At 42.5% G+C, this 20,609-nt stretch carries 14 protein-coding genes; 1 reads left to right on the top strand and 13 read right to left on the bottom strand.

Features of this window, described 5'->3' with window-relative positions; all coding sequences use genetic code 11:
* The first annotated feature begins 368 nt into the window (after positions 1-368).
* Positions 369-980 carry a hypothetical protein gene (locus G457_RS0117245; protein WP_026947562.1) on the top strand — a complete coding sequence of 204 codons (612 nt, stop codon included), beginning with the start codon at positions 369-371 and terminating at the stop codon, positions 978-980.
* Between the two features lie 497 nt (positions 981-1,477).
* Here G457_RS0117245 and tnpA read toward each other — a convergent pair whose 3' ends face one another.
* The 13 genes from tnpA to G457_RS22405 all read right to left on the bottom strand — a co-directional run bounded on the left by tnpA (position 1,478) and on the right by G457_RS22405 (position 20,570).
* Positions 1,478-1,939: an IS200/IS605 family transposase gene (gene tnpA / locus G457_RS0117255; protein ID WP_026947563.1), complete on the bottom strand. Its 462-nt coding sequence runs from the start codon at positions 1,937-1,939 to the stop codon at positions 1,478-1,480.
* 196 nt (positions 1,940-2,135) lie between these two features.
* Positions 2,136-4,361 carry a xanthine dehydrogenase family protein molybdopterin-binding subunit gene (locus G457_RS0117265; protein WP_026947564.1) on the bottom strand — a complete coding sequence of 742 codons (2,226 nt, stop codon included), beginning with the start codon at positions 4,359-4,361 and terminating at the stop codon, positions 2,136-2,138.
* Positions 4,362-4,500: 139 nt separating this feature from the next.
* A complete protein-coding gene (locus G457_RS21865; RefSeq protein ID WP_282705556.1) occupies positions 4,501-4,995 on the bottom strand; it encodes a (2Fe-2S)-binding protein in 495 nt (164 codons plus the stop codon).
* A 64-nt stretch (positions 4,996-5,059) separates the two neighbouring features.
* Positions 5,060-5,494, bottom strand: a complete 435-nt coding sequence (locus G457_RS0117275) for a YybH family protein (RefSeq protein ID WP_026947565.1) — start codon at positions 5,492-5,494, stop codon at positions 5,060-5,062.
* Positions 5,491-7,521, bottom strand: a complete 2,031-nt coding sequence (locus G457_RS0117280) for an alpha/beta hydrolase family protein (RefSeq protein WP_026947566.1) — start codon at positions 7,519-7,521, stop codon at positions 5,491-5,493. Before G457_RS0117280 ends, G457_RS0117275 begins: the two co-directional genes overlap by 4 nt.
* A 7-nt stretch (positions 7,522-7,528) precedes the next feature.
* The gene (locus G457_RS21870; RefSeq protein ID WP_051260897.1) at positions 7,529-8,851 is read right to left on the bottom strand and encodes an APC family permease; all 1,323 of its coding nucleotides are present in this window, start codon (positions 8,849-8,851) and stop codon (positions 7,529-7,531) included.
* 3 nt (positions 8,852-8,854) lie between these two features.
* Positions 8,855-10,516, bottom strand: coding sequence for an arylsulfatase (locus G457_RS0117290; protein ID WP_051260898.1), 1,662 nt, complete (start codon positions 10,514-10,516; stop codon positions 8,855-8,857).
* Positions 10,513-12,435 (bottom strand): adenylate/guanylate cyclase domain-containing protein, encoded by a 1,923-nt coding sequence (locus tag G457_RS22395; protein ID WP_051260899.1) that lies wholly within the window; start codon positions 12,433-12,435, stop codon positions 10,513-10,515. The genes G457_RS0117290 and G457_RS22395 overlap by 4 nt, the downstream gene beginning before the upstream one ends.
* Positions 12,432-13,814 (bottom strand): sulfatase family protein, encoded by a 1,383-nt coding sequence (locus tag G457_RS0117300; protein ID WP_026947568.1) that lies wholly within the window; start codon positions 13,812-13,814, stop codon positions 12,432-12,434. The genes G457_RS22395 and G457_RS0117300 overlap by 4 nt, the downstream gene beginning before the upstream one ends.
* A 7-nt stretch (positions 13,815-13,821) precedes the next feature.
* A complete protein-coding gene (locus G457_RS0117305) occupies positions 13,822-14,634 on the bottom strand; it encodes a peptidylprolyl isomerase (protein WP_026947569.1) in 813 nt (270 codons plus the stop codon).
* A 24-nt stretch (positions 14,635-14,658) separates the two neighbouring features.
* On the bottom strand, positions 14,659-15,726 hold the full coding sequence (locus G457_RS0117310) for a DUF3500 domain-containing protein (RefSeq protein WP_026947570.1): 1,068 nt from the start codon (positions 15,724-15,726) through the stop codon (positions 14,659-14,661).
* A gap of 114 nt (positions 15,727-15,840) precedes the next feature.
* Entirely contained in the window at positions 15,841-18,066 is a 2,226-nt protein-coding gene (locus tag G457_RS22400; RefSeq protein WP_051260900.1) for a glycine-rich domain-containing protein, read from the bottom strand.
* A 323-nt stretch (positions 18,067-18,389) separates the two neighbouring features.
* Entirely contained in the window at positions 18,390-20,570 is a 2,181-nt protein-coding gene (locus G457_RS22405; RefSeq protein WP_155847189.1) for an autotransporter outer membrane beta-barrel domain-containing protein, read from the bottom strand.
* Positions 20,571-20,609: the final 39 nt, after the last annotated feature.

Raw genomic sequence — 20,609 nt, forward strand, 5'->3', positions numbered from 1 at the left:
AAAATTGTATTCCGACTTTGCTTCGTATTAAATGATTCCAGCTTTTCTTATTACTATTTAAAGAGGCTGTTATTTCTCCGATTAGATACTTTTAAAAGATACTTTTTTGTACCTGTAAGGGGGAGGTCGTTTGGACAGATGTGATAAAAAAACTCCCCAAATACCGATTAAATTTTTCCAACAGGTTTATGAAAAGTGCATTTAATCTTAGGAAACTAGGTGATAAAATATCCCCAAGATTGGGGATTGATTTTGCCTGATTATTCTCTCACTTTTGAATCAGCCTTTAATCAAAAATTTAATTCCAATTAGATGAGTGTTCTCAACCGGTTTTACAAATTCAATTTATTCAACTAAAAAATCATAAAATGAAATCGTATCTTCCTAAAATTGCTTTTTCCCTCCTTTTTTATTTAAGCTTTTCCACATTTGCCCATGCACAAAAATCCATGCAGGAGCTGGCTGAATTGAATGATAAAAAATGGGACAAGCTAGTCAAAAGCTATAAAAATAATAGTACCTGGATCGATCAACTTCAAGGCTTGCTCAATAAAGAGCTCCTTGCGGAAGAGAATTCACCAAACTCCAAAAAAATCGGTGTTTTATCCATGCAAGTTTGGGATTATTCAGTGACGACTTCGTCCAAGGTGGCACAAACCACAATTTATTCCAAAAATTACCTGACACCAGAAGGAAGCAATCTTGTGGCAGATCATTTCTTGGAGATTTTACTTCCTGAATTTCAAGATCAATTCCAGGCGAAAGGGATAGCGCTGGTAGAACCTAGTGAGTTTATCACGGATGAAGAAAGCGGAAAATTAATACATTCCAATATTATTGTCGAAATGGGCAAGTTGAAGATCCTCACTAGCTATTTCTGCAAGGGCACGGCCTTTTCTATAGTACCAAATGGTGGAGTCAGGCCGGTTGGATTCATAGTATACTACCCCTTTGGTTCGGTAGGTGATGATTTCACCTAAAGTGTCTTGATACTTGATGGCAATATTTTCTGCTTTATTGACATAGAGTAAAGCAGAATCAGTGTTCTCCTGAGCATAGTAAAAGCCAATTCGGAGTAAATCCAATACCTGATCTTTTTCCTCTAGCTTCCGGAGTGCTTGGCGAAGTGAGTCAGGATAAAGATAAACCTGAGCATTAATTTCAAAAATTACGAAAAAGGAGAAGAGTATCAGGAGATTCTTCATTCCTGAACATAATAAATTCATTTTTTATCTGAAATTCCAAAGGAATTTTTTTGTGTTAGTAAGTGGTTTTTTGTATTTCGAACCTTGTGATTTTTTCTGATGATCATTTCACTAATTAAATCATTTTATCTCTGAAGAGTAGTTTTTGGCGGATTTTTCGGAAGAAGGAGATAATAGAATCAATGTCTTTATTTTGTCCCTTTAGGGACTTTATATGGGTGGCAGAAAATTTTGTAGGGTTGATCATCTGTGCCGTTAGGTACAGAATATAATCATTCGAGGGGTTTGAAAATGTAACGCTGATCATATTCTACCTCATGTATCTTCAGAAGCTCTAAATATTCTTCGATAAAAGATTTTTTTGAATGATGCTTTTCCTGGTTTTGGATATATTTAGTTACCCGAGGTATCTGATCCTTCGAGTAGGAAAAAGCTCCGTATCCGGATTGCCAAGAGAATTTTCCCTTAGCAAGACGCCTCGTATTAATCCATTTGGAAGAATCTTCTTTTACCATTTTCATCAAAATAGATAAGGCTTGATTAGGCCTAAATCCTATGAGTATATGGATATGGTCAGGCATTCCATTGATTTGTAAAACCTTGTGTTCATGATTTTGAATTATCCCAGAAATGTATTTGTAAAGCTCTTCTTTCCAATGTGCTTGAATAAGAGAAATCAGGTTCTGTACGGCAAAGACTACTTGAATATGAATTTGTGTGTAGGTATTGGCCATGGTTGAAAATTTATATACCGTACCTATAGGCACGGATAATCCTTAATATTATTGGGTGCTACCAATATTAGGTCCCTAAAGGGACTATTCAATTCAATCATTATCAATTTTACTCTACCTTTATCAGCGTACAGATTCGAGATTAACTGATTTTCTGCCATGCCGATAGGCTTCTGAAAAATGAGATCATGTTTCTTTAGGTCGCCTGCTGGATAGAAACCCGCAAATCGGTTTTTGAAATCGGCAATTGACGGATTCGAGCTCCCGTGGCATTGAAAATAGCATTCGTTACTGCAGGAGCAATCACCGGTGTACTCGGCTCGCCCGCTCCTCCCGGAGGATTTCCGGAATTGATGATATGCGTCTCTATTTTAGGAGCTTCACTCATGCGGGTGACCTGATAATCATGGAAATTGCTCTGGGCCACCGCTCCATTTTCAATCGTGATTTCACCGCTCATCGCTGCTGCCAGTCCATAGATGATTCCACTTTCCATCTGCGCTTTGAATCCATCCGGATGAATGGCAAAGCCGGCGTCTGCCACACAAACTACCCGGTGAACTTTGACCTTTCCTTCCACATTCACCTCCACTTCCGCAACTTCCGCCACAATAGAGCCGAAGGATTGGGCAATAGCGATCCCTCTTCCCCAATTGGTAGGCAAAGGGGAATTCCAATCAGATTTTTCTTGAATCAGGTCAAGTACTTTCTGAAATCTTGGTTTGTCCTGAGTAAGGCTTTTTCTGAAAGCTAAAGGGTCTTTTTTCGCTGCAAATGCGAGTTCATCTATAAAGGATTCGGTCAAAAATCCATGTACAGAATGGTCCACACTTCGCCAATTACCCCAAGGAACAAATGAGTTGGGACTCGTAAACTGAATCAATTGATTGGGAACAGAGTAGGGTAAATCCGCCGCTTCAGGCGGATGGTGCTTAAACAAAAACTGATGAGAATAAGCCACCGGATTTCCGGACTCATCCAAACCGGCCTTCATGCGGCTGATCGTTGCCTCGCGGTACACGTCATGCTGGGTGTCTTCTTCCCGTGACCAGATCAATTTGACTGGATAATCTACTTCCTTGGCTATTGCAACCGCCTGCTTGATCACATCTGTCTCAGATCTTCGTCCAAAACCACCACCCAAAAGCTGATTGTGCACGGTGACCTGATCAGGAGAAATATCCAAAAGCTCAGCCACGGCAGCTTTTGCACCTAAGGGGTTTTGGCTTCCGCACCAGATTTCGCATTTCCCGTCATGAACCCATGCAGTACAGTTCATCGGCTCCATAGTGGCATGGGCCAAAAACGGGAGTTGGTATTCTGCCTCGACGATTGTCTCCGCTTCAGAAAGGGCATTAAGTACATCTCCGGATCGAAAATGCTCTTCAATGCTTCCCTCTTCCAGTGCTTTGTCCATGGCCATTTGATACCCATTTAAAATATCATCCTGGCTTTTTCCATCATTTTCTGTGGATTCAAATTCGATGTTTAGACGGTTTATGGCACTTTTTGCCTGCCAAAAGCCATCAGCAACCACAGCCACAGCATTTTCCAGATTCAGAACTTTCAATATTCCTTCACTATCTGAAGGGATAGAAGTATCTACGGTTTTCACTTTCGCTCCAAATACCGGGGCAGCCTTGATCGTGGCATATTTCATATTGGGTAGGATCACATCCATTCCAAACTTAGCTGTGCCAGTGACTTTGGCTGGTATATCCAATCTGGGCTGAGAAGTGCCCATGAGGGTAAATTCCTCAGGAGTTTTCAATCGAGGTTGCTTGGGAGCTTTAACTTTGGCGGCTGCTTGAGCTAATTCGGCAAAGGTTGCTGTTTGATTGCTAGCAGGATGCGAAATGGTACTTTTCTCGGCTTTGAGTTCTTCGACTGGTACCTTCCAAGTATCTGCGGCAGCCTGGAGCAGCATTGCCTTGGCAGCAGCCCCGGCGATTCGCATTCCTTGTTGACCGGTAAATCTCACGGAGGCACTACCCCCTGTGATTTGGAAATTCATAGACTTTACTGCCGTGAGAAAAACCCCATCAATGGTTCCTTCCAAAAACTTGGGGAAGGTCTTGTCTCCGGCAATAAAACCTTTGGCTACCACATAATTTGCATATTCCTTATCGGCAGGAGCCTCCATAAATTTCACCTTAGACCAGTCTGCATCCATTTCGTCGGCCAGCATCATCGCCAAGGTAGTGTGCACGCCTTGCCCCATTTCTGCGTGAGGAATGATGGCTGTGACGGTATTGTCAGGCGATATTTTCAGCCAGATATTCATGACTGTTTCGCCCTCTTCGGCGATTAAACCAGCCACTTTGGAGGATCGGTTGCCCGGGCGGATTGCCACTCCGATTACAAGTGCACCACTCGCTAAAATTCCTGTACCGATAAAGGCTCTTCTTGTCCACTTTTTCATGTGTATATAATTTTATTTTTAAAGGCCACAACTTGTCCCGAGTATCGGGGTGGAATCTCGCACGATTTCCCTGATCTATCGGGGTATTCCACTGTTTGTCGAATTTCGTCATGCTTGTCTACTTCAGACAGGCTCGATTTCATGGGAGTAGGGGATTAGAGGTGGAGGCTTGGAGTGCTGCTGAGGCACGCTTGATTGCCGATTTGATCCGTCCATACATACCGCAGCGGCAGATATTTCCTGACATGGCCTGCTCGATTTCCTCGTCCGAAGGAGTTGGATTTTCATTCAAAAGGGCTACTGCAGACATGATTTGCCCGGATTGACAATAGCCACATTGGGGAGTTTGCTCTTCGATCCAAGCTTGCTGAACGATGTGTAAGGTGTTTTCATCAGGAGCAATGCCCTCGATAGTCGTAATGTTTTTCCCTTCTACAGAAGATGCAGGAGTGATACAAGACCGGATTGGCTGCCCGTCAACATGGACCGTACAGGCTCCGCATTGAGCTATTCCGCAACCGAATTTGGTTCCGGTCAATTCACATTGCTCACGGATTACCCAAAGGAGTGGCATTCCTGCAGGGGCTTCCACGGGATATTCTTTTCCGTTTATAGTCAGGTTAATCATGATCAGGTTTTATGGTAAAAGATTCAATTTCAGTAATTTCCTGTATTTATTTCTCTAAAATACAAAAAGGTCATCGAGGTAAGGTGACAAACAATTGAGATTGTATCAGCCAAGCCCCCGATTTTTTAGTCCATTGAGCGGAATATTTTCCACCTACTGTGGCTTCTTCCGAATCTTCGAAATATCCTTTCCAGGTTCCTGTCTCCCAGGCAAGTTGAGTTTCTGGATTGACAATGACTTCATCGGGAGTTCGAATCCAATACATTCTGGGTCCCTGCACTTCCTGTACATAGTCCATCAAGGCTTCTTTTCCTGAGATCATAGTCCCGGCGCCTGTAGTGATTAAAACATCGTCTGTCAGAAAAGTTGCGTTTAATTCCTCGTCAAAAGCGCGTAAGGCTTGATTGGAAGCTTCTCTTTGTGCAAGAATCTGAGATTTTTCAGATTCCTGCGCAAAGGTGAAATGGAATAAAAAGTAAAAAAAAAGGCAGCTTAATCCCTTCATTTTTGGTCTCGATAATGATTAAACCAGCTTAAAATCGCGGCACTTTTACTCATCAGCATACTGGGTCGGTTCACCAATCCATGAGAGGCATTGGGAATGCGAACCATGGCAGATTCAACACCCTGAAGTTTCAGCGCTGTATAGTATTGTTCGGATTCTGAAATAGGGGTTCGGAAATCCTTTTCTCCGGTAAGAAGCATGGTTGGGGTAGTTACATTTCCTACTAAGGAAAGAGGGGATCTTCTCCAGTAGTTTTCGATATCTTCCCAAGGCATGGCTCCAAACCAGTATTTACCAAAAAATGCGGCACCATCAGCATGAAGTACAAAACTTGTCCAGTTGATCACAGGTTTGGCCACCACAGCTGCTTTAAAGCGATCGGTTTTTCCGACGATCCAAGCAGTCAAAACTCCCCCACCAGAGCCACCTGTCACAAAAAGATTTTCGGTGTCGATGTAACCTTTTTCAATAACTGCGTCTACACCTGACATCAGGTCTTCATAATCATGATTGGGGTAGTCATGATGAATCAAGTTGCCAAATTCCTGGCCGTAGCCGGTACTTCCTCTTGGATTGGTGTAAAGTACCACATAGCCTGCAGCAGCATAAGCTTGAATTTCATAGGCGAAGGAAGGGCCATACATGGCAAAAGGCCCTCCATGAATTTCTAAAATGAAGGGGTATTTTTTGTTGGGGTCAAAGTCAGGAGGGGTTACGATCCAACCTTGAACTTTTCGACCGTCAAAACTGGATTCCCACCAGATTTCTTCTGTTTTTCCAATTTTCCGATAAGAGAAAATATCATCATTCAAGGCAGTGAGTCTAGTGGTGGTGCCACCGTTCCAAATGGCGAGGTCGGCTGGGTGTTCTGGACCGCCCAAAGTATAGGCGATTCGGTTATTAGACGAAACGGAGTAAGTGCCGGAATTATAGGGCCTTCCCAAATCTAGCCCCCCAAGCCCTTCGACGACCGTTCTGATTTTTCCCGTCAGGGCCACATAACCCACCTTGGTGTCTCCAAATTCATCATATTGAAAATAGACTCCTTGCCCACTGGCGTCCCATTGGGGATTGCCTGCATCTCGGTCTAGGTCAGCTGTCAGGTTTTTGATCCCCGTTCCATCTGTGTTCATTACATAGAGATGCGTGACTTGGTACCCTTGGAAGCTATCGTCAAATCCAGTGTAAGCGATCATTTTTCCATCTGGTGATAGGCTTGGGTTAGAATCAGGACCAAAACGGGAAGTCAAGGCGGTGATCTTTCCACTCGCTAAATCAAGTTGGTAGATTTCGGAGTTCGCTGGCTCCAATTCCGAATTTTCAAGAAGATTGGCAGAGAAAAAGAGGCTTTGACCATCAGCAGACCAGATAGGAGATCCGTGATTCTGATTATCAAAAGTTCGCTGTCTCGCGGTACCACCAGAAAGGCCTATGGTAAAAATCTGCGAATTTCCGCTAGGCAGGTAGCCGGCACCATCCCCACGGTAGTTCAATTCATCTATAAAAATCGGAGCTTCGTTCCATTCTGCTCCTTGTGGTTTGGAGGGGATGCTGAGCATGGATTTTTTAGGAGCGGGGACAAATTGTGTAAAGGCCAATTGCTGTCCATCCGCAGACCAACTCACCGCTCCCGGTGCATTGGCTGAGTTAGTCAGGGCCACAGACTCTTTGGTGTCTAGGTAGAATACAAAAAGTTTTACCCGTTCATCCTGGGCATTGGATCGGTAGGCAATTTTGCCCCCATCGGGGGACCAAACAGGCCCAAAATCTCGTTGATTTCCTTGTGTCAGGGGCCGATTTTGTGTTCCATCCGCATTGACAATCCATAAATTGGAATAGTCTCGATCGGTCATGATGTCCTTGAAGTTGCGGACATAGACGATCTTGCTCCCATCTGGAGAAATGCTCGGGCTAGTGACATATTCGAGATCGAAGAGATCTGTCAATTCGAAATTTGTTTTTTGCTGGGCGATGGTCAGCGAATACAGCCCGAAAGAAAGAAAAAGGAAAACCAGTACTTTTTTCATGGTATTATTAGTTAATGATAGGTTGATTGGATCTTTTTTTAATCTGCGTTCTTAGTATATAGATGACGGCTAATAGCAATATGAAAATGCCTATTGCTAATAATTCATTATTGCTTAGTTGAAAAAATACCCAGGCTAAAGCGATCAGGGTTATGATTCCAATGCTATTCCCAAAGGGTACTCGAAAGTAGTTGGGGACCACGGATTTATTTTTCCAGCGAAATTTGAGATAGGCCAGGACAGCTCCAAAGTAGATTACCAAGGAAGCTCCTGTGACCAATACCAACAAATACCGGAAGCTGCCGGAAGCTGCGAAAGCAAATTCTAAAACACCCAAGAATAATATAGCCACATAGGGAGTACCGTGGGAAGGATGTACTTTGGAAAGAACAGGATGAAGCAATCCATCTTTTGCACCTGCATACAGGATTCTAGGAAGAAGTGTAATTATGGAACTTAAAGTGCTCCAAACTGCAATAAAAGAGAGAATCAATACCAACAGAAATCCTGTTTCCCCAAAAATCACTTTGGCTAATTCAGCTAAAGGAGCTTCCTGATTAGTAAGCATCAAATCTCCCAAAACTCCTTGGGCGGCAAGGTGGATGGTACAAAATCCTAAAATCACCATTACAATACCTATTATAAAACCCATAGGACCTGTTCGGGTCGGGTCTTTCATTTCTCCGCCATTGGCTATAGCGAGTTCCCCTCCCAAAAAGGCAAAAATGAGCAAAATGGAAGCCTCTCCGACTTTCCCGAATTCGGGGAACCCTTCCCAACTGATATTGGCAAAATCTATTTGGGTAAGTGCAATACTGACCAAAGCCATCAGAGATAGTACCTTAGTCCAGGTGAGGATTTTGATAAAGACCATACTGTCTTTTATTCCCTTAAAATTCAAAAAACAGCTGAAAGCGGTGATGGCAGCGAAGAAGGCAACCCTCATCCCGGTTTCTTTGAAAATAGGAAAGTATGAACCTGCAATATCAGCCAGGGCGTTCATCAAGGCACCACATGCTAAAACTCCTACTCCCATCCAATACAGAATATTGGCAATAAATCCGGCCATGGGGCCAAAGGCACGATTGATGTAAACATACAAACCTCCGGTATCTGGTACTCGGCTGCCCAATTCTCCAAAACATAATCCGAGACACATAAAAATAAATCCGCAGAAGATGTAGGCCAGAATACTGGCATGGCCCAAAATCCCATAAACCAAAGCTGGTAAAAGGAATATACCACTACCAATGGAAATGCTAAGCACATTGGTAATGACACCACCCATTCCTACCTCACGCTTGAGCTCAGTTCTTTGTTTTTCTGCCATTTGTTAATCTTTTAAGCCCTCTCCAAGTCGAGGAGTTGGGGTTCTGACACCAACAGATTTTGAATAGGTATTCCATTCCTGAAGCAATTCTTCGTATTTCTCAGGATAGCGTTCTTTCACATTGTTTTGCTCGTCCCGTGATACGGACAAGTCATACAGTTCAAAGTTTTCTTCTGAATAAGGAGCAGTGATATTGAGTAATTTCCACTTGCCTTTTCGAAGCATGATTCGACCTCGATGCTCCAAAGCAAATACATAGGTGGAATCGTGGATTTCATTTTTTCCTTCCTGTAGAATGGGTAAGAGGGACCTTCCAGCTAGTGGCTTTACTTCCTTTTCTTTCCAATCGGCAGGATATTCCAAATCTGCGAGTTGATAAAAAGTAGGGGCCAGATCCATCACTGTTACAAATTGATCCACAATTTGGTTGGTTTGAAGTACAGGTGAACCTGCTATGATCATGGGAGCAATCATACCTCCTTCGGTAGTATATCCTTTGAAGTAGCGATAAGGGGAAGTTCCTGCTTCGGCCCATTGAGGCCCATAGGAAATGAAGGAGTTTTCTTTGCCCATTTCTTCATAGGTATCTGTATAATTGTCTTGAAGAAAAGGACCGAAATAGGAACTGTAATAAAAGTCTTCAGCTGCTGCTCCATTGTCAGAAACGAAGACGATCAGTGTATTTTCATACAATCCATTTTCTTTTAGGTAGCTTACTAATCGGCCGATATTGTAATCAAGGTTGTCAACCATTCCGGCATAGAGCTCCATTTTCCGGGCTTCTTTTTTTTGCTCTTCGGGAGAAAGTGAATCCCAGGAAGTGACAATCGGGTTTAAGGCCGGAAGCGAAGCATTGGACGGAATGATTCCAGCTTTTTTGAGGGATTCCAGCCTTTTATTTCGTAGAACTTCGTAGCCCTCATCGTATCGTCCTTGGTATTTTTTCCAAAACTTTTCATCCACCTGAAGCGGCCAATGGGGTGAAGTGTAGGCGGCAAAAGCAAAAAAAGGTTGTTTGTCTTCTCGATTTGACTCGATATAGGAAATCAGCTTGTCTGTATAAAAATCAGTAGAGTAGGCACCTTCTGGCCAGTTAGCTTTTTGGCCGTTTTCGGTGTAAGGGGATTCAGGAGCATCAGGGAAAATACCCCTGCTACTGTAATGATTCGCACCTCCCTCTAAGGTCACAAAGGATTTTTCGAAGCCTTTTCGATGCGGATTGTCCTCGGGACGTAGTCCTAGATGCCATTTACCCACGGTGTAGGTGTGATATCCTGCTTGCTGAAGTAATTCTGGTATTGGAATGATTCGCTCACTCAAATGTCCTTCATAGCCAGGTACACCAGTGACTAGGTCTTGCGATCCCATTCCTGCTACATGATTGTAATTACCAGATAGCATCATGGCCCGGGTAACGGCGCAAAAAGGAGCAGTATGATATTGACTAAAGCGGATTCCTTCTTTTGCCAATTGATCCAGACTTGGCGTTTCGATGTCTCCACCAAAGGACCCAAGGTCTGCATAAGCCAAATCATCTGCTACAATCAGAAGGATGTTTGGGGCTTTTTCTGGCGAATTTGGTTTGGAGCAGGAAAAAATTAAAAGGCTAAGTAATGCCAAAAGAGTGGTAGCTGAATAAAAATGTGAGAGATATTTCCTTTTCATGCTGCTGAATGATTTTTCTCGAAGACAAACCACATTTTTAATTTTCCCTTCCCTTTGACCTCCAATTCACCTCTATATTCGAACTCAAGTCCTTCTTCATCCTGAATTTCAGCATAGGTGTTTTCGGAGATATTGATTTTGTTTAACTCACAAGCTCCTTCCATTCTTTGAGCTGTATTGACTGTGTCTCCCCAGATATCAAACTGAAATTTTTTGATTCCTACGATTCCTGCCACCACTGGACCTGTGTTAATTCCTACCCGCATATCAAACTTTGCATTACTAGGCGTGGAAGGGTTGTTATTTCGCTGTATGATAAAGTCTCTCATCTCCAGAGCAGCCCTCACTACCGCCTGTACTTCCGATTTCTTATTTAGCCCTCCAGCTGCCATGTAGGCATCACCGATCGTTTTGATTTTTTCCAATCCATGGGAAGCGATGATTTCATCAAATTTTTTGAAACAGGTATTTAACTCATTGACCAACTCCTTGGCACTCAAATGCTGAGCTTTTTGGGTGAAATCAGCAAAGTCTGTAAAAATCACGGTTACCTCTTCAAAATCCCTTGCTTCTGAAAATCCCTTTTCTTTCAATTCCTCTGCAACTTCTGCCGGCAAAATATTGAGCAAAAGCTTATCCGATCGATCTTTTTCTGCCTCAATGACCTCATTGGATTTTTTGATAAATACATACCTTCTCCACCAAAGGATGACGAGAATAAGCAAGAATAGTCCAGAGATCAGGAAAATAAGCTGTCGATTCCGCTCGACTTTCAGCCTTTCTTCAAACAGTAGGCTTTGCTCACGCATTTGCTGTGCATTTTGGATGCTGTCTAGAAGTTGCTTTTTTTCAAAATCATAATTCAGCATCAGTTGGGTAATCTCCTTGGTGTTTGATTCATTGCGAATACTGTCTCTGAGGGCGATGGCTTTTTTCAGGAAGGTAAGCTCATCACGCGCATTCCCTGATTTCTCAGCGACCTCCATCAGTCTCTCGTAAGCCATTCTGGTGACCTTTACTTCGGAGGCCTTTTCTGCATTCTCCAACGATTTTTCCGCATGGAACTTAGAAAGATTGACTTGGTTTTTTTGGAGATACAATGCCGCTAGCCTGTTGTGAGTGTAGGCCAAGCCTCTCGTGTAGCCTAGGGAATCCCGAATTCTCAAGGCTTCCAGCAGGGTTTCTTCTGCCAAGTCCAAATCACTCTTGTTGGCATAATTATTCCCCAAATTGCTAAGAGATAGTCCAATGGAGTAAGGGTTTTTGGTTTGAATTGCGATATCGAGCGCCTGTTTATGGTAGAAAATAGCCGAATCAATCGGTCCAGTATGTTCGAAAATAATGGCGAGATTATTCAAAGAGGTATGGACTCTGCCTAAGTCGCCTACCCCTTCTTCAAGAGCTAGAGACTTTCTCCCATAGTCGAATGCTTCCTCATAATCGTATTGATCATAGTATATGAGGCTGAGGGAATTGTAAACGCTGGCAATTCCGGTGGGTACTTCATGCTCTTCATAAATTGCTAGCGCGGAAAGGTGGTTGGAAATTGCTTTTTCCAGGTCTCCAAAAAACGCATAAATATTGGCAGAGAATGAGTGTGCTCTTGCTCTTTCCTTCCATAGATTTCGGGAAGCGAGTTTGGGGATTATTCTTTCTATGGATTTTGGATCGTAGGTAGCCGGATTTAATTCTTGCTGAGCCATCAAAAGGTAAAGCTGAGACTTCAGTATCCGGGCACTGTCTTTTTTTGCTTCACTTTTTTCAAGAGCCTCCTGTGCAAGTTGAATGGCTTCCTCGTACCGATATTCGGAGTAGCTATCGTAGGTGAGTACAATCAGACTGTCAATCTCAGTAGTTGATTGACCAAAAAGCTGGCAGGTGGTTAAAAAAAAGACACTATAAAAAATTATACTTTTCATTCTTTTTTACTGTCAAGGTATTTAAAATGACTGTTGTCCTGCGGGCCTCTCACGACTAGGCTAGGTGGTAAGGGTCCCAGTTGCTTTACTGCCAAATCCATCGCTCGCATCATCTGAGCTAGCTTTTCAGGGTTTTCCTTGGCGAGGTTTGTTGTCTCTCCGGGATCGGTTTTTAGGTTAAAAAGGAGAGTGTCGTGAGCGTCCACGGCTTTCATGCCGCGACTACCCTCATACCCTTCAAAAGGTCTCTTTATCTTCCAGTCTCCCTGTCTAAATCCTCGTTGGTCGGAAAGCATGTAATAGACGTATTCATCACCTTCCCGTATACCATTCTCGAAGAGTACTGCACTCAGATCTTTTCCGTCTATCGCCCTGTCCTGAGGAATTTCAGCCCCCACCAACTTGCAAAAAGTTGGAAACCAGTCCATCTGCGTTGCTAGGTCTTCATACACCTGACCCGGATCGATCTTTCCTTTCCACATGGCAACCGTTGGAACCCGAACCCCACCTTCGAAGGTATACTGCTTTCCTTCTCGCAATGATCCTGCTGATCCTCCATGATCTTCCATGACCAGCCATGGTCCATTGTCTGAAGAAAAGACAATCATGGTGTTTTCTAGTAGATCTTTTTCTTCCAGTTTCTTTAGAATTTCTCCCACACTCCAATCAATTTCTTGGATTACGTCTCCATAGAGTCCTCTTTGGGAACTGCCTTCAAAGTCAGGAGAAGCATAAATGGGGACATGGGGCATATTATGCGCCAGGTAGAGCAAAAATGGCCCTTCAGCCGCCTGATCGATAAATTCCAGGGATTTTTGAGTGTAAGTTTTCGTGGTAAATCGCTGGTTGACGGAAATTGAATCGATCTCATTGTCTTTTAAGTAAACCACCGAAGCCATGTCATTGCTGTAGGGAATTCCATAATAAGAGTCAAAGCCTTGATTGAGTGGAAGGTACCTTTCCATGTGCCCGAGATGCCACTTTCCCACTGCAGCAGTTTGATAGCCCTTTTCTTTCAGGATTTCGGCAAAAGTGATTTCCTCAGGAGCCATGCCAGTAAGGCTTTCTGGAAAAAAGACGGCATTGATTCCCATCCGTTGGGGCATACGTCCCGTCAAAAGACCTGCTCTGGAAGGGCTGCAAACTGGTGATGCCGAAAGAAAGGAGGTGAACTTGATGCCTTCACTTGCGATCCTGTCAATATTCGGGGTTTGGATATCGGTAGCTCCAAAGCAACCCAAATCTCCATAGCCGAGATCATCGGTGAAGATGAAAACTATATTGGGATATGACTCAGAGTCGGGTGGGGGAGTATCTTCCTTTTGATTGCAGGAAAGGAAAATCATTAAAATGATTAAATATATTCCGAATACTCTCATGGCTTTTTCATTTTTGGGAAGGGATGCGCTTCATACTCAGAATATACACATTTTCTAATGGCCTGTCCCGCTCGTCAGTTTCCAACGTTGCGATGGCATCAATGACTTCCAACCCATCAACCGTTTGACCAAAGACGGTGTAATTTTGATCCAAGTGGGGAGTTCCTCCTAGGGTTTTATAGACTTCTACGTGCTTTTCCGGAATCTTGTACTTTTCAAAATCCTCAAATCCGGCTACTATCTGATCCAGCTTTTTATACAAGGAGAGGTAAGTAGCGGTATCCCTAGCTACTCTAGCTTGCTCCAGAGAATCAATGAGACTTTTATTATCCGGATGGTTTCGGGCAAAAGGGCGTTGCAGCATGCTGTTGATTCTACCTTGATTGTGTTGGATGAGGCTGTCATTTTGGATTTTTCCCTGCACCAAATAAAACTGAGTACTGCTCGATGCCCGCTGCAGATTGCCCGTTCGGGCGGCAGCTAAGGCCCCTTTTTGATGAAAAAGCTCAGAGTGGATTTCCGCAGGAACTTGATATGGTAAATCATTACTCTCCAATTGTTCTCCGGTTTTCGCAGTTTTACTTTTGGTGTCACCTCCCTGTATCATAAAGTCCTGTATGACTCGGTGGAAAAGTAAACTGTCATACACTCCTTCCTCGACCAACCTCAGGAAATTGTCCCGGTGCTGTGGCGTCTCATGGTATAGTTCTACGACTATTCTCCCTTTGCTGGTAAGGATTTCAACCTGAGGGCGTTCTTGTGCTAAAGTAGCTAGACTACTTCCAAAAATAATTAGTAAAAAAATTAGAAACTGTTTCATTTCTTTTTCGAGTTGAAGAATGGATTAATGTTGATGTGCCAGTCGATGTTTCCTAAGTAAATCTTCCCCAAAGTCATTTCCTTTTTCCCTGAAAATGGAGTGGATGTGATTGGCATTATCTAAGAATCCAACATTGTCATATTCGATCAAAAAGTCTGGACTATGGATGATGTAATAATGGGGCTTCATCGGCTCGTAACTTCCGATCCAGGCAAAATAAACCTCATCCATCCCCCGAGCATGTAGCTTTGCTAAATGTTCCTCGGCCTTGAGATGATCCAGATTGGCCACATATTCTTCAATTAGATAGTGAAGGATTTGCTGCTGGCTTTCCGAAAGTTCGGATCCTTTGATACCCTGAAATTTTTCCAGCCATTGCGGTCTTCCTGGACTGGTGATGATGTCTCCCGGGACGTCATCAGAGAGTGTAGCTTTACGTTTCTGTTCTTCATCCAGCGAGTTGACAAACCAAAACCCATAGTCTTCTTCCTTGCTCAAAGGTCTTAACCCCGCGTATTGAGTATCCTCAACAACTGCCGGATCCGAACCTAAAAACAAAGGAGTCATGCTAAACTCATTTCCGGCTACAGTCAAATTGAGAGAAATGTGATGTCCTTCAAATTTCAATCCCCAATGCGTATCGGTTTTGGGATTGCCTGCGATGGCTAAAAAGTAATTCCCATAATCCCAGTTTAAACCTCGGATCATTTTTATAGCATTTTCATTCACCTCCCCACGCTCATATTTGATCTCGAATAGTTCATGGAGAATATCATCCACTTGCATGATCGCGAAGGTTTTCAAATACCCTTGGGAGCTAAGAATAGAGCTTAAAACCTGATGAAAGGCAATTTTGCTCTTTTCAGAAAGTAGGCCGTATTGAAGACCGGCCCTAGGAGCTAGTCCAAGAGGTAAATTGGTCCATTCAGTTCGGACAGAGTCTGCAAATTCAATCATTAATTCATCCTCTTGCCCGTCTTCCAGAGTTTCGATAAACCTTAGGGTTTTTTCCTGAATAGATGTGACGCTCTGTGCAAAAAGAAGAATAGGGAAAAAGCAAGCTACTAGAGAGGAGATTAGTTTTAATTGCATGGACAATAAAAGATAAAGGCGTTTTACTATGCCTGAATGGAAAAAGAATCTTGTAAAAGATAGAATAAAAAATTCTATAATTCTAAAAAAAGTCCAAAAAAGTGGGAACGTTACTTACCTTTTTAAAATCACTTTGTGGTATTCCCTGTTTGTTCCCCATACAATTTCTATGGTGTAAATACCTGCAGTCTGACCGATCAACCAGTCTCCTACTTGTTTCCCCATGGTTTGAATATCATCCACTCGAATGTAGTGATAAAGACCAGTAGAGGAAATAACCCGAATGGAGATTGGTTCATCCCGATAAGAAGAAGGGTCAATCATGCCAATTTGAAATGAATATCCATTGGTTGGATTTGGATAGGCTCTCCAGGTCTTATTGCCTTTTTGTCCCTCTATCTGAATAGCGGTTGTTCGGCTGTAAGTGTATGTTCCATCAAAGTCCACTTGCTTTAGTCGATAGAAGATGTTCCCGCCTTGAATAGGAAGATTGATGTCTTCGAATGAATAGGAGGTAGGAGAATCAGCAAACCCTTGGCCCTGAATTTCTCCTATTTTGGTCCATGAATCGACCGAATTAATAGCCCGCTCGATTTCAAAGTGGGAGTTTTCCCATTCTTTTGCGGTAGACCATTCCAAAAGACCTGTTCTTTTGGCTACTTGATAGGTTGACTGGAATGACAGGAATTCGACAGGAAGGATTCTGGCGATTTCATATCTGACAATAACCACACCATTAGAGCCTCTTCCGCCTCTTCGATCATCACCGCCACCACCTCCGCCAGAACCTGGAGTTTGGCCTTCTTCACCCTCATCATCATCTTCAGCTCCATTACCTCCCCGTAAATTTGCACCGCCGAAGCCTCTGTCATCTTCGCCAGCACCACCTCCACCGGCAGCGTAGACTCTGTTGTCAAATTCAGTTACAATTAGGCCAGCTCCACCATTACCGCCTTCTTCATCACGAGCATTAAGTCCATCTTGGCTGATTCCGCCACCTCCGCCTGCACCACCATCATTTCCTCGGCCACCATTTTTTCCATTATTTCCACCCTGACCTCTGTGGTTATTGTTTCCCTCATTTCCTGCTCCACCACCTGAGCCCCCGAAAATTCTATTGGAGACTACTGAATATCCTTTAGTAGCATTTTTGTAGGAGGAATTCGCACCGTTTTTACCTCTGCGGCTATCAGCAGAACCACCTCCGCCGCCGCCAGCAGCCCTTACTTCATAAATACCTCCAAGATCAAAAGTTGACTCTGATCCATCTTGGCCTTCTTCGTCTTCATCATCAGAACCTTCACCACCCGATCCTACTTTGATTTCAAATGTTGTATTGGCAGGAAGTCCATTGACTTCGATTTCAGTGACTTCTGCCCGAGTATGCACCAGTCCTCCGGCACCTCCACCACCTCCGATGTTTGAGCCGCCGCCACCACCACCGCCTACTACAAGGACTTCAAATTCAGCCAGATTTGCAGGTGCCTCCCAGATACAATCCTCAAAAAATTCGATAATTACTGTTCCAGATTCAGAACCGTCATCGATATATTTCCAACAACCGCTAGGTGGAGGACCGCTTGTGTCATCACAATCAAGGTCTGAGTCTACGATTGCACCTCCAGTCAGATTTCCATCATCAGGTGATTTGTTTACAATTAGAGGTGCCTTGAAAGGGCCGGTGAGATTGTTTCCTGTTATTGTTCCATCATCTGTATCAATATCACCACCAACTGATATGGTATTACACTGATTAGTATTAAGTGGCCGAATGATTGCATCGTCGTAATCATTATCAAGGTCATCTCCGACGGTTAACGATCCTGCTAAAGTGACTAGATTATTATTAATAAAATTCCCTCCTACAGCGGTATTGCCTAGATTTAGGACGCCTTCATCATTCTCTAAATCTCGCTCAACGGTTAAGGTGCCGCTACTTGAATTGATTAAGCCTTCATTGGTTACATTTCTAAAAAAGACTGAGCCAAAATTATTTAGGACCTGACTTGCTCTAATTCGAAGGTCTCTATTGGTGCCAGGGTCTCCAAACTGCCCATAGTTGTTTATTGTAATATCGTCACCATTTAAATTGGCAAAATCATTTGAATAGATTACACCGTTTGCAATACAAATCGTCAGATCGTCTCTATTTCTAAGATTGATTCTGCTGGATCTATTTCCTAAAATACATACTACATCACCATCTTGAATATTACGGTTTGGTGTAGGATTTCCATTCCCAGAAAATGTAATCGTACAGCTTCCACACTGAGCAAAGGATCCTTGGGTACCAACTGCCAGGTAGAATAAGATAAAAACGATCAATTGAAATGTTTTCATTTCATTGAGATTGAAATTTTGAAAGGGTGATTTTAATCTTTTTGATAGGTCTCGAAAGGGTGAGTTCAAAACTTATCAATCGATTGAAACGCACTAATTGCGATTTGAAATACAAAAATATGTATTTTAAATTATACTCAAAAAAATACTTTGCTTGATTATCAGAAGCTAGCAGTAGTTTTCAAGGAAATTGGAAATATCTCTTTTTATTTCTTTAAAAAATCAATTTTATCCCTAGATAAATCCATTAAAAAATATTCACGAATTAGCGGAATTGGGGATTGATGCTAAAAAATCAGCATAAAAAGGAGGGGGTAATAATACTATCTTCTCAAAATCACTTTGTGATACTCTCGGTTTTCTCCCCAAATTATTTCTAAAGTATACAAGCCTGATGGCTGATTGGATAACCAATCCCCAACTTGAGATCCCATAGATCGAAGATCATTCACTTGAATAAAGTGGTAAAGTCCTGTTGGTGAAATAATTCGAAGGGAGATAGGTTCATCCCGATAGGATGAAGGATCAAGCAGTCCAATTTGGAAAGGATAACCTGATGTTGGGTTTGGATAGACTCTCCATGACTTATTGCCTTTAAGGCCCTCTACTTGTATAGCTGTAGTTTTGCTGTAAGTGTATGTTCCGTCAAAGTCAACTTGCTTCAGTCGATAGAAGATATTACCGCCTTGGATAGGAAGATTCATATCTTCGAATGTATAGGAAGTAGGAGTATCAGCAAATCCCTTTCCCTGAAGTTCTCCTATTTTAGCCCATGAATCAACTGAATTAACTGCACGCTCGATTTCAAAGTGGGAGCTTTCCCATTCTTTGGCGGTGGACCATTCGAGGAGACCTGTTCTTTTGGCTACTTGATAGGTTGACTGGAATGATAGGAATTCGACAGGAAGGATTCGGCATCCCCCGTAATATGCAGGTGAAGGATCTATGCTTGAACCCCAACGTGAAGATGGAGGAAATGCCCCTTCAATAGATCCACTTGGACCTCTAGCATCACAAATAACAAATTGGCTGTTGTCTCTCACAATAACTGTTGAGCCAAAGCTTTGAGCTGTAAGGTCGGCTGTAATTAAAATATCAGCATTGTCGTAAAGCTCTATTCTTGAACTTCCTACATTGAATAGATTGACATCATCCAAAAAATCTGCTATTGAATTGTCAGAAAATATGATTGGTCCCCTTACATCGGTCTCACCTCCTACACTTAAAAACGAACTATTATTGAAATTTAATCCTGAGCCTCCAACATTTCGAATGTCAAGATCTCCATTAAGTATGACCGAAGAAGTTCCATTTGCTATGATTGGTCGATTGATGGTTGTATTTCTGCTGACAGTCAGTGATGAATTATCATTTAAGGTAATATTATTGTTTGCGGTGCTACTGTTATTTGTGGTGATCAAATCTCTGCCGACAGAAAGTGAGGCATTATCATTGAGTTCTATTCTTCTATTGGAGGTAAGATCTCTTGAAACAGATACCTGTCCTGAGCCAGAAATAGTAAGTCTAGTTGGGTCCCCACCTCCAGAATTATTGATATTCAGATTTCTCTCGATGCTTAATTCACCATTCACAAAAACCGGATATGGTCCATTGATTATTAAATCACGGGAAAGATCAACTAGAGTATTTTCACTAATTGAAAGACTATGCCCTGAGCCACTGTTTTGTAAATTAATATCTCTCGCTATGATTATTGCGACTGGGCTTTGATTGAAAGGATTGCTTGTGACCAATGTTCCTCCAGAGCGGAGATTGATGTTGTCATCTACTTCAAATCTACCACTGTTCAAAACGGAAAAATTAGCACCATTTTGTATGTTGGCACTACCGTCAATTATAATGTTTCCCTCATTTAAGATGGTTCCTCGAAAAGTAACTGTGCTATTTACATCTATTATACCTGTTGGTCTATTGAAAATTGTAGGATTGTTTTGAATAGTCAGGTTATTGATATCAATGGTGCCTTCGTTTGTTAAAACGGCATTGTTTCTAAGAGTTATGTTGCCTGTACTTGTTCCAGAGTTAAAGTAGGTACTACCATTCCTTATGTCTATTGGTCTTCTAATAGTTCCTGCATTGTTTATGCTACCTCTATCCACGCGAAGAGTACCGGCATCATCATAAGAGCCTCCTGCGAAAACATTGAATTCACTATTCAAATTGTTGAGTGTAAGGCCTCCTTCATACGTTCCAAAGACATTGATTGTAATCCGATTATTGCTATTATAATTTTGAAGGGCGCCCGAAAAATTTGCTCCTGGAGCTACACATATGGTAAGGTTATTCCGATTTCGCAGATTTATTGATCTATTTCTGTTTGCAGCAGTAATACAAATTGTTTGACCATCAGCTAGTGAGGTGGGTGTATCATTCCCAGCCCCATTATTGAATATTGTAACATCACAAGTTCCGCACTGTGCATAGGATTTTTGATCCACTATAATGGCAATGAATAAAACGAATATGTACAGTATTTTTTTCACTTTTATTCGAAATGCATTTTTTATAGTATTAAAATCAAA

Source organism: Algoriphagus marincola DSM 16067 (assembly GCF_000429405.1).
GTDB classification, from domain to species: Bacteria; Bacteroidota; Bacteroidia; order Cytophagales; family Cyclobacteriaceae; genus Algoriphagus; species Algoriphagus marincola.

What these genes read in the sequence shown, in the direction of transcription:
- G457_RS0117245 (WP_026947562.1), top strand. Translation starts at nt 369, where the DNA reads ATGAAATCGTATCTTCCTAAAATTGCTTTTTCCCTCCTTTTTTATTTA.
- tnpA (WP_026947563.1), bottom strand. Translation starts at nt 1,939, where the DNA reads ATGGCCAATACCTACACACAAATTCATATTCAAGTAGTCTTTGCCGTA.
- G457_RS0117265 (WP_026947564.1), bottom strand. Translation starts at nt 4,361, where the DNA reads ATGAAAAAGTGGACAAGAAGAGCCTTTATCGGTACAGGAATTTTAGCG.
- G457_RS0117275 (WP_026947565.1), bottom strand. Translation starts at nt 5,494, where the DNA reads ATGAAGGGATTAAGCTGCCTTTTTTTTTACTTTTTATTCCATTTCACC.
- G457_RS0117280 (WP_026947566.1), bottom strand. Translation starts at nt 7,521, where the DNA reads ATGAAAAAAGTACTGGTTTTCCTTTTTCTTTCTTTCGGGCTGTATTCG.
- G457_RS21870 (WP_051260897.1), bottom strand. Translation starts at nt 8,851, where the DNA reads ATGGCAGAAAAACAAAGAACTGAGCTCAAGCGTGAGGTAGGAATGGGT.
- G457_RS0117290 (WP_051260898.1), bottom strand. Translation starts at nt 10,516, where the DNA reads ATGAAAAGGAAATATCTCTCACATTTTTATTCAGCTACCACTCTTTTG.
- G457_RS22395 (WP_051260899.1), bottom strand. Translation starts at nt 12,435, where the DNA reads ATGAAAAGTATAATTTTTTATAGTGTCTTTTTTTTAACCACCTGCCAG.
- G457_RS0117300 (WP_026947568.1), bottom strand. Translation starts at nt 13,814, where the DNA reads ATGAGAGTATTCGGAATATATTTAATCATTTTAATGATTTTCCTTTCC.
- G457_RS0117305 (WP_026947569.1), bottom strand. Translation starts at nt 14,634, where the DNA reads ATGAAACAGTTTCTAATTTTTTTACTAATTATTTTTGGAAGTAGTCTA.
- G457_RS0117310 (WP_026947570.1), bottom strand. Translation starts at nt 15,726, where the DNA reads ATGCAATTAAAACTAATCTCCTCTCTAGTAGCTTGCTTTTTCCCTATT.
- G457_RS22400 (WP_051260900.1), bottom strand. Translation starts at nt 18,066, where the DNA reads ATGAAAACATTTCAATTGATCGTTTTTATCTTATTCTACCTGGCAGTT.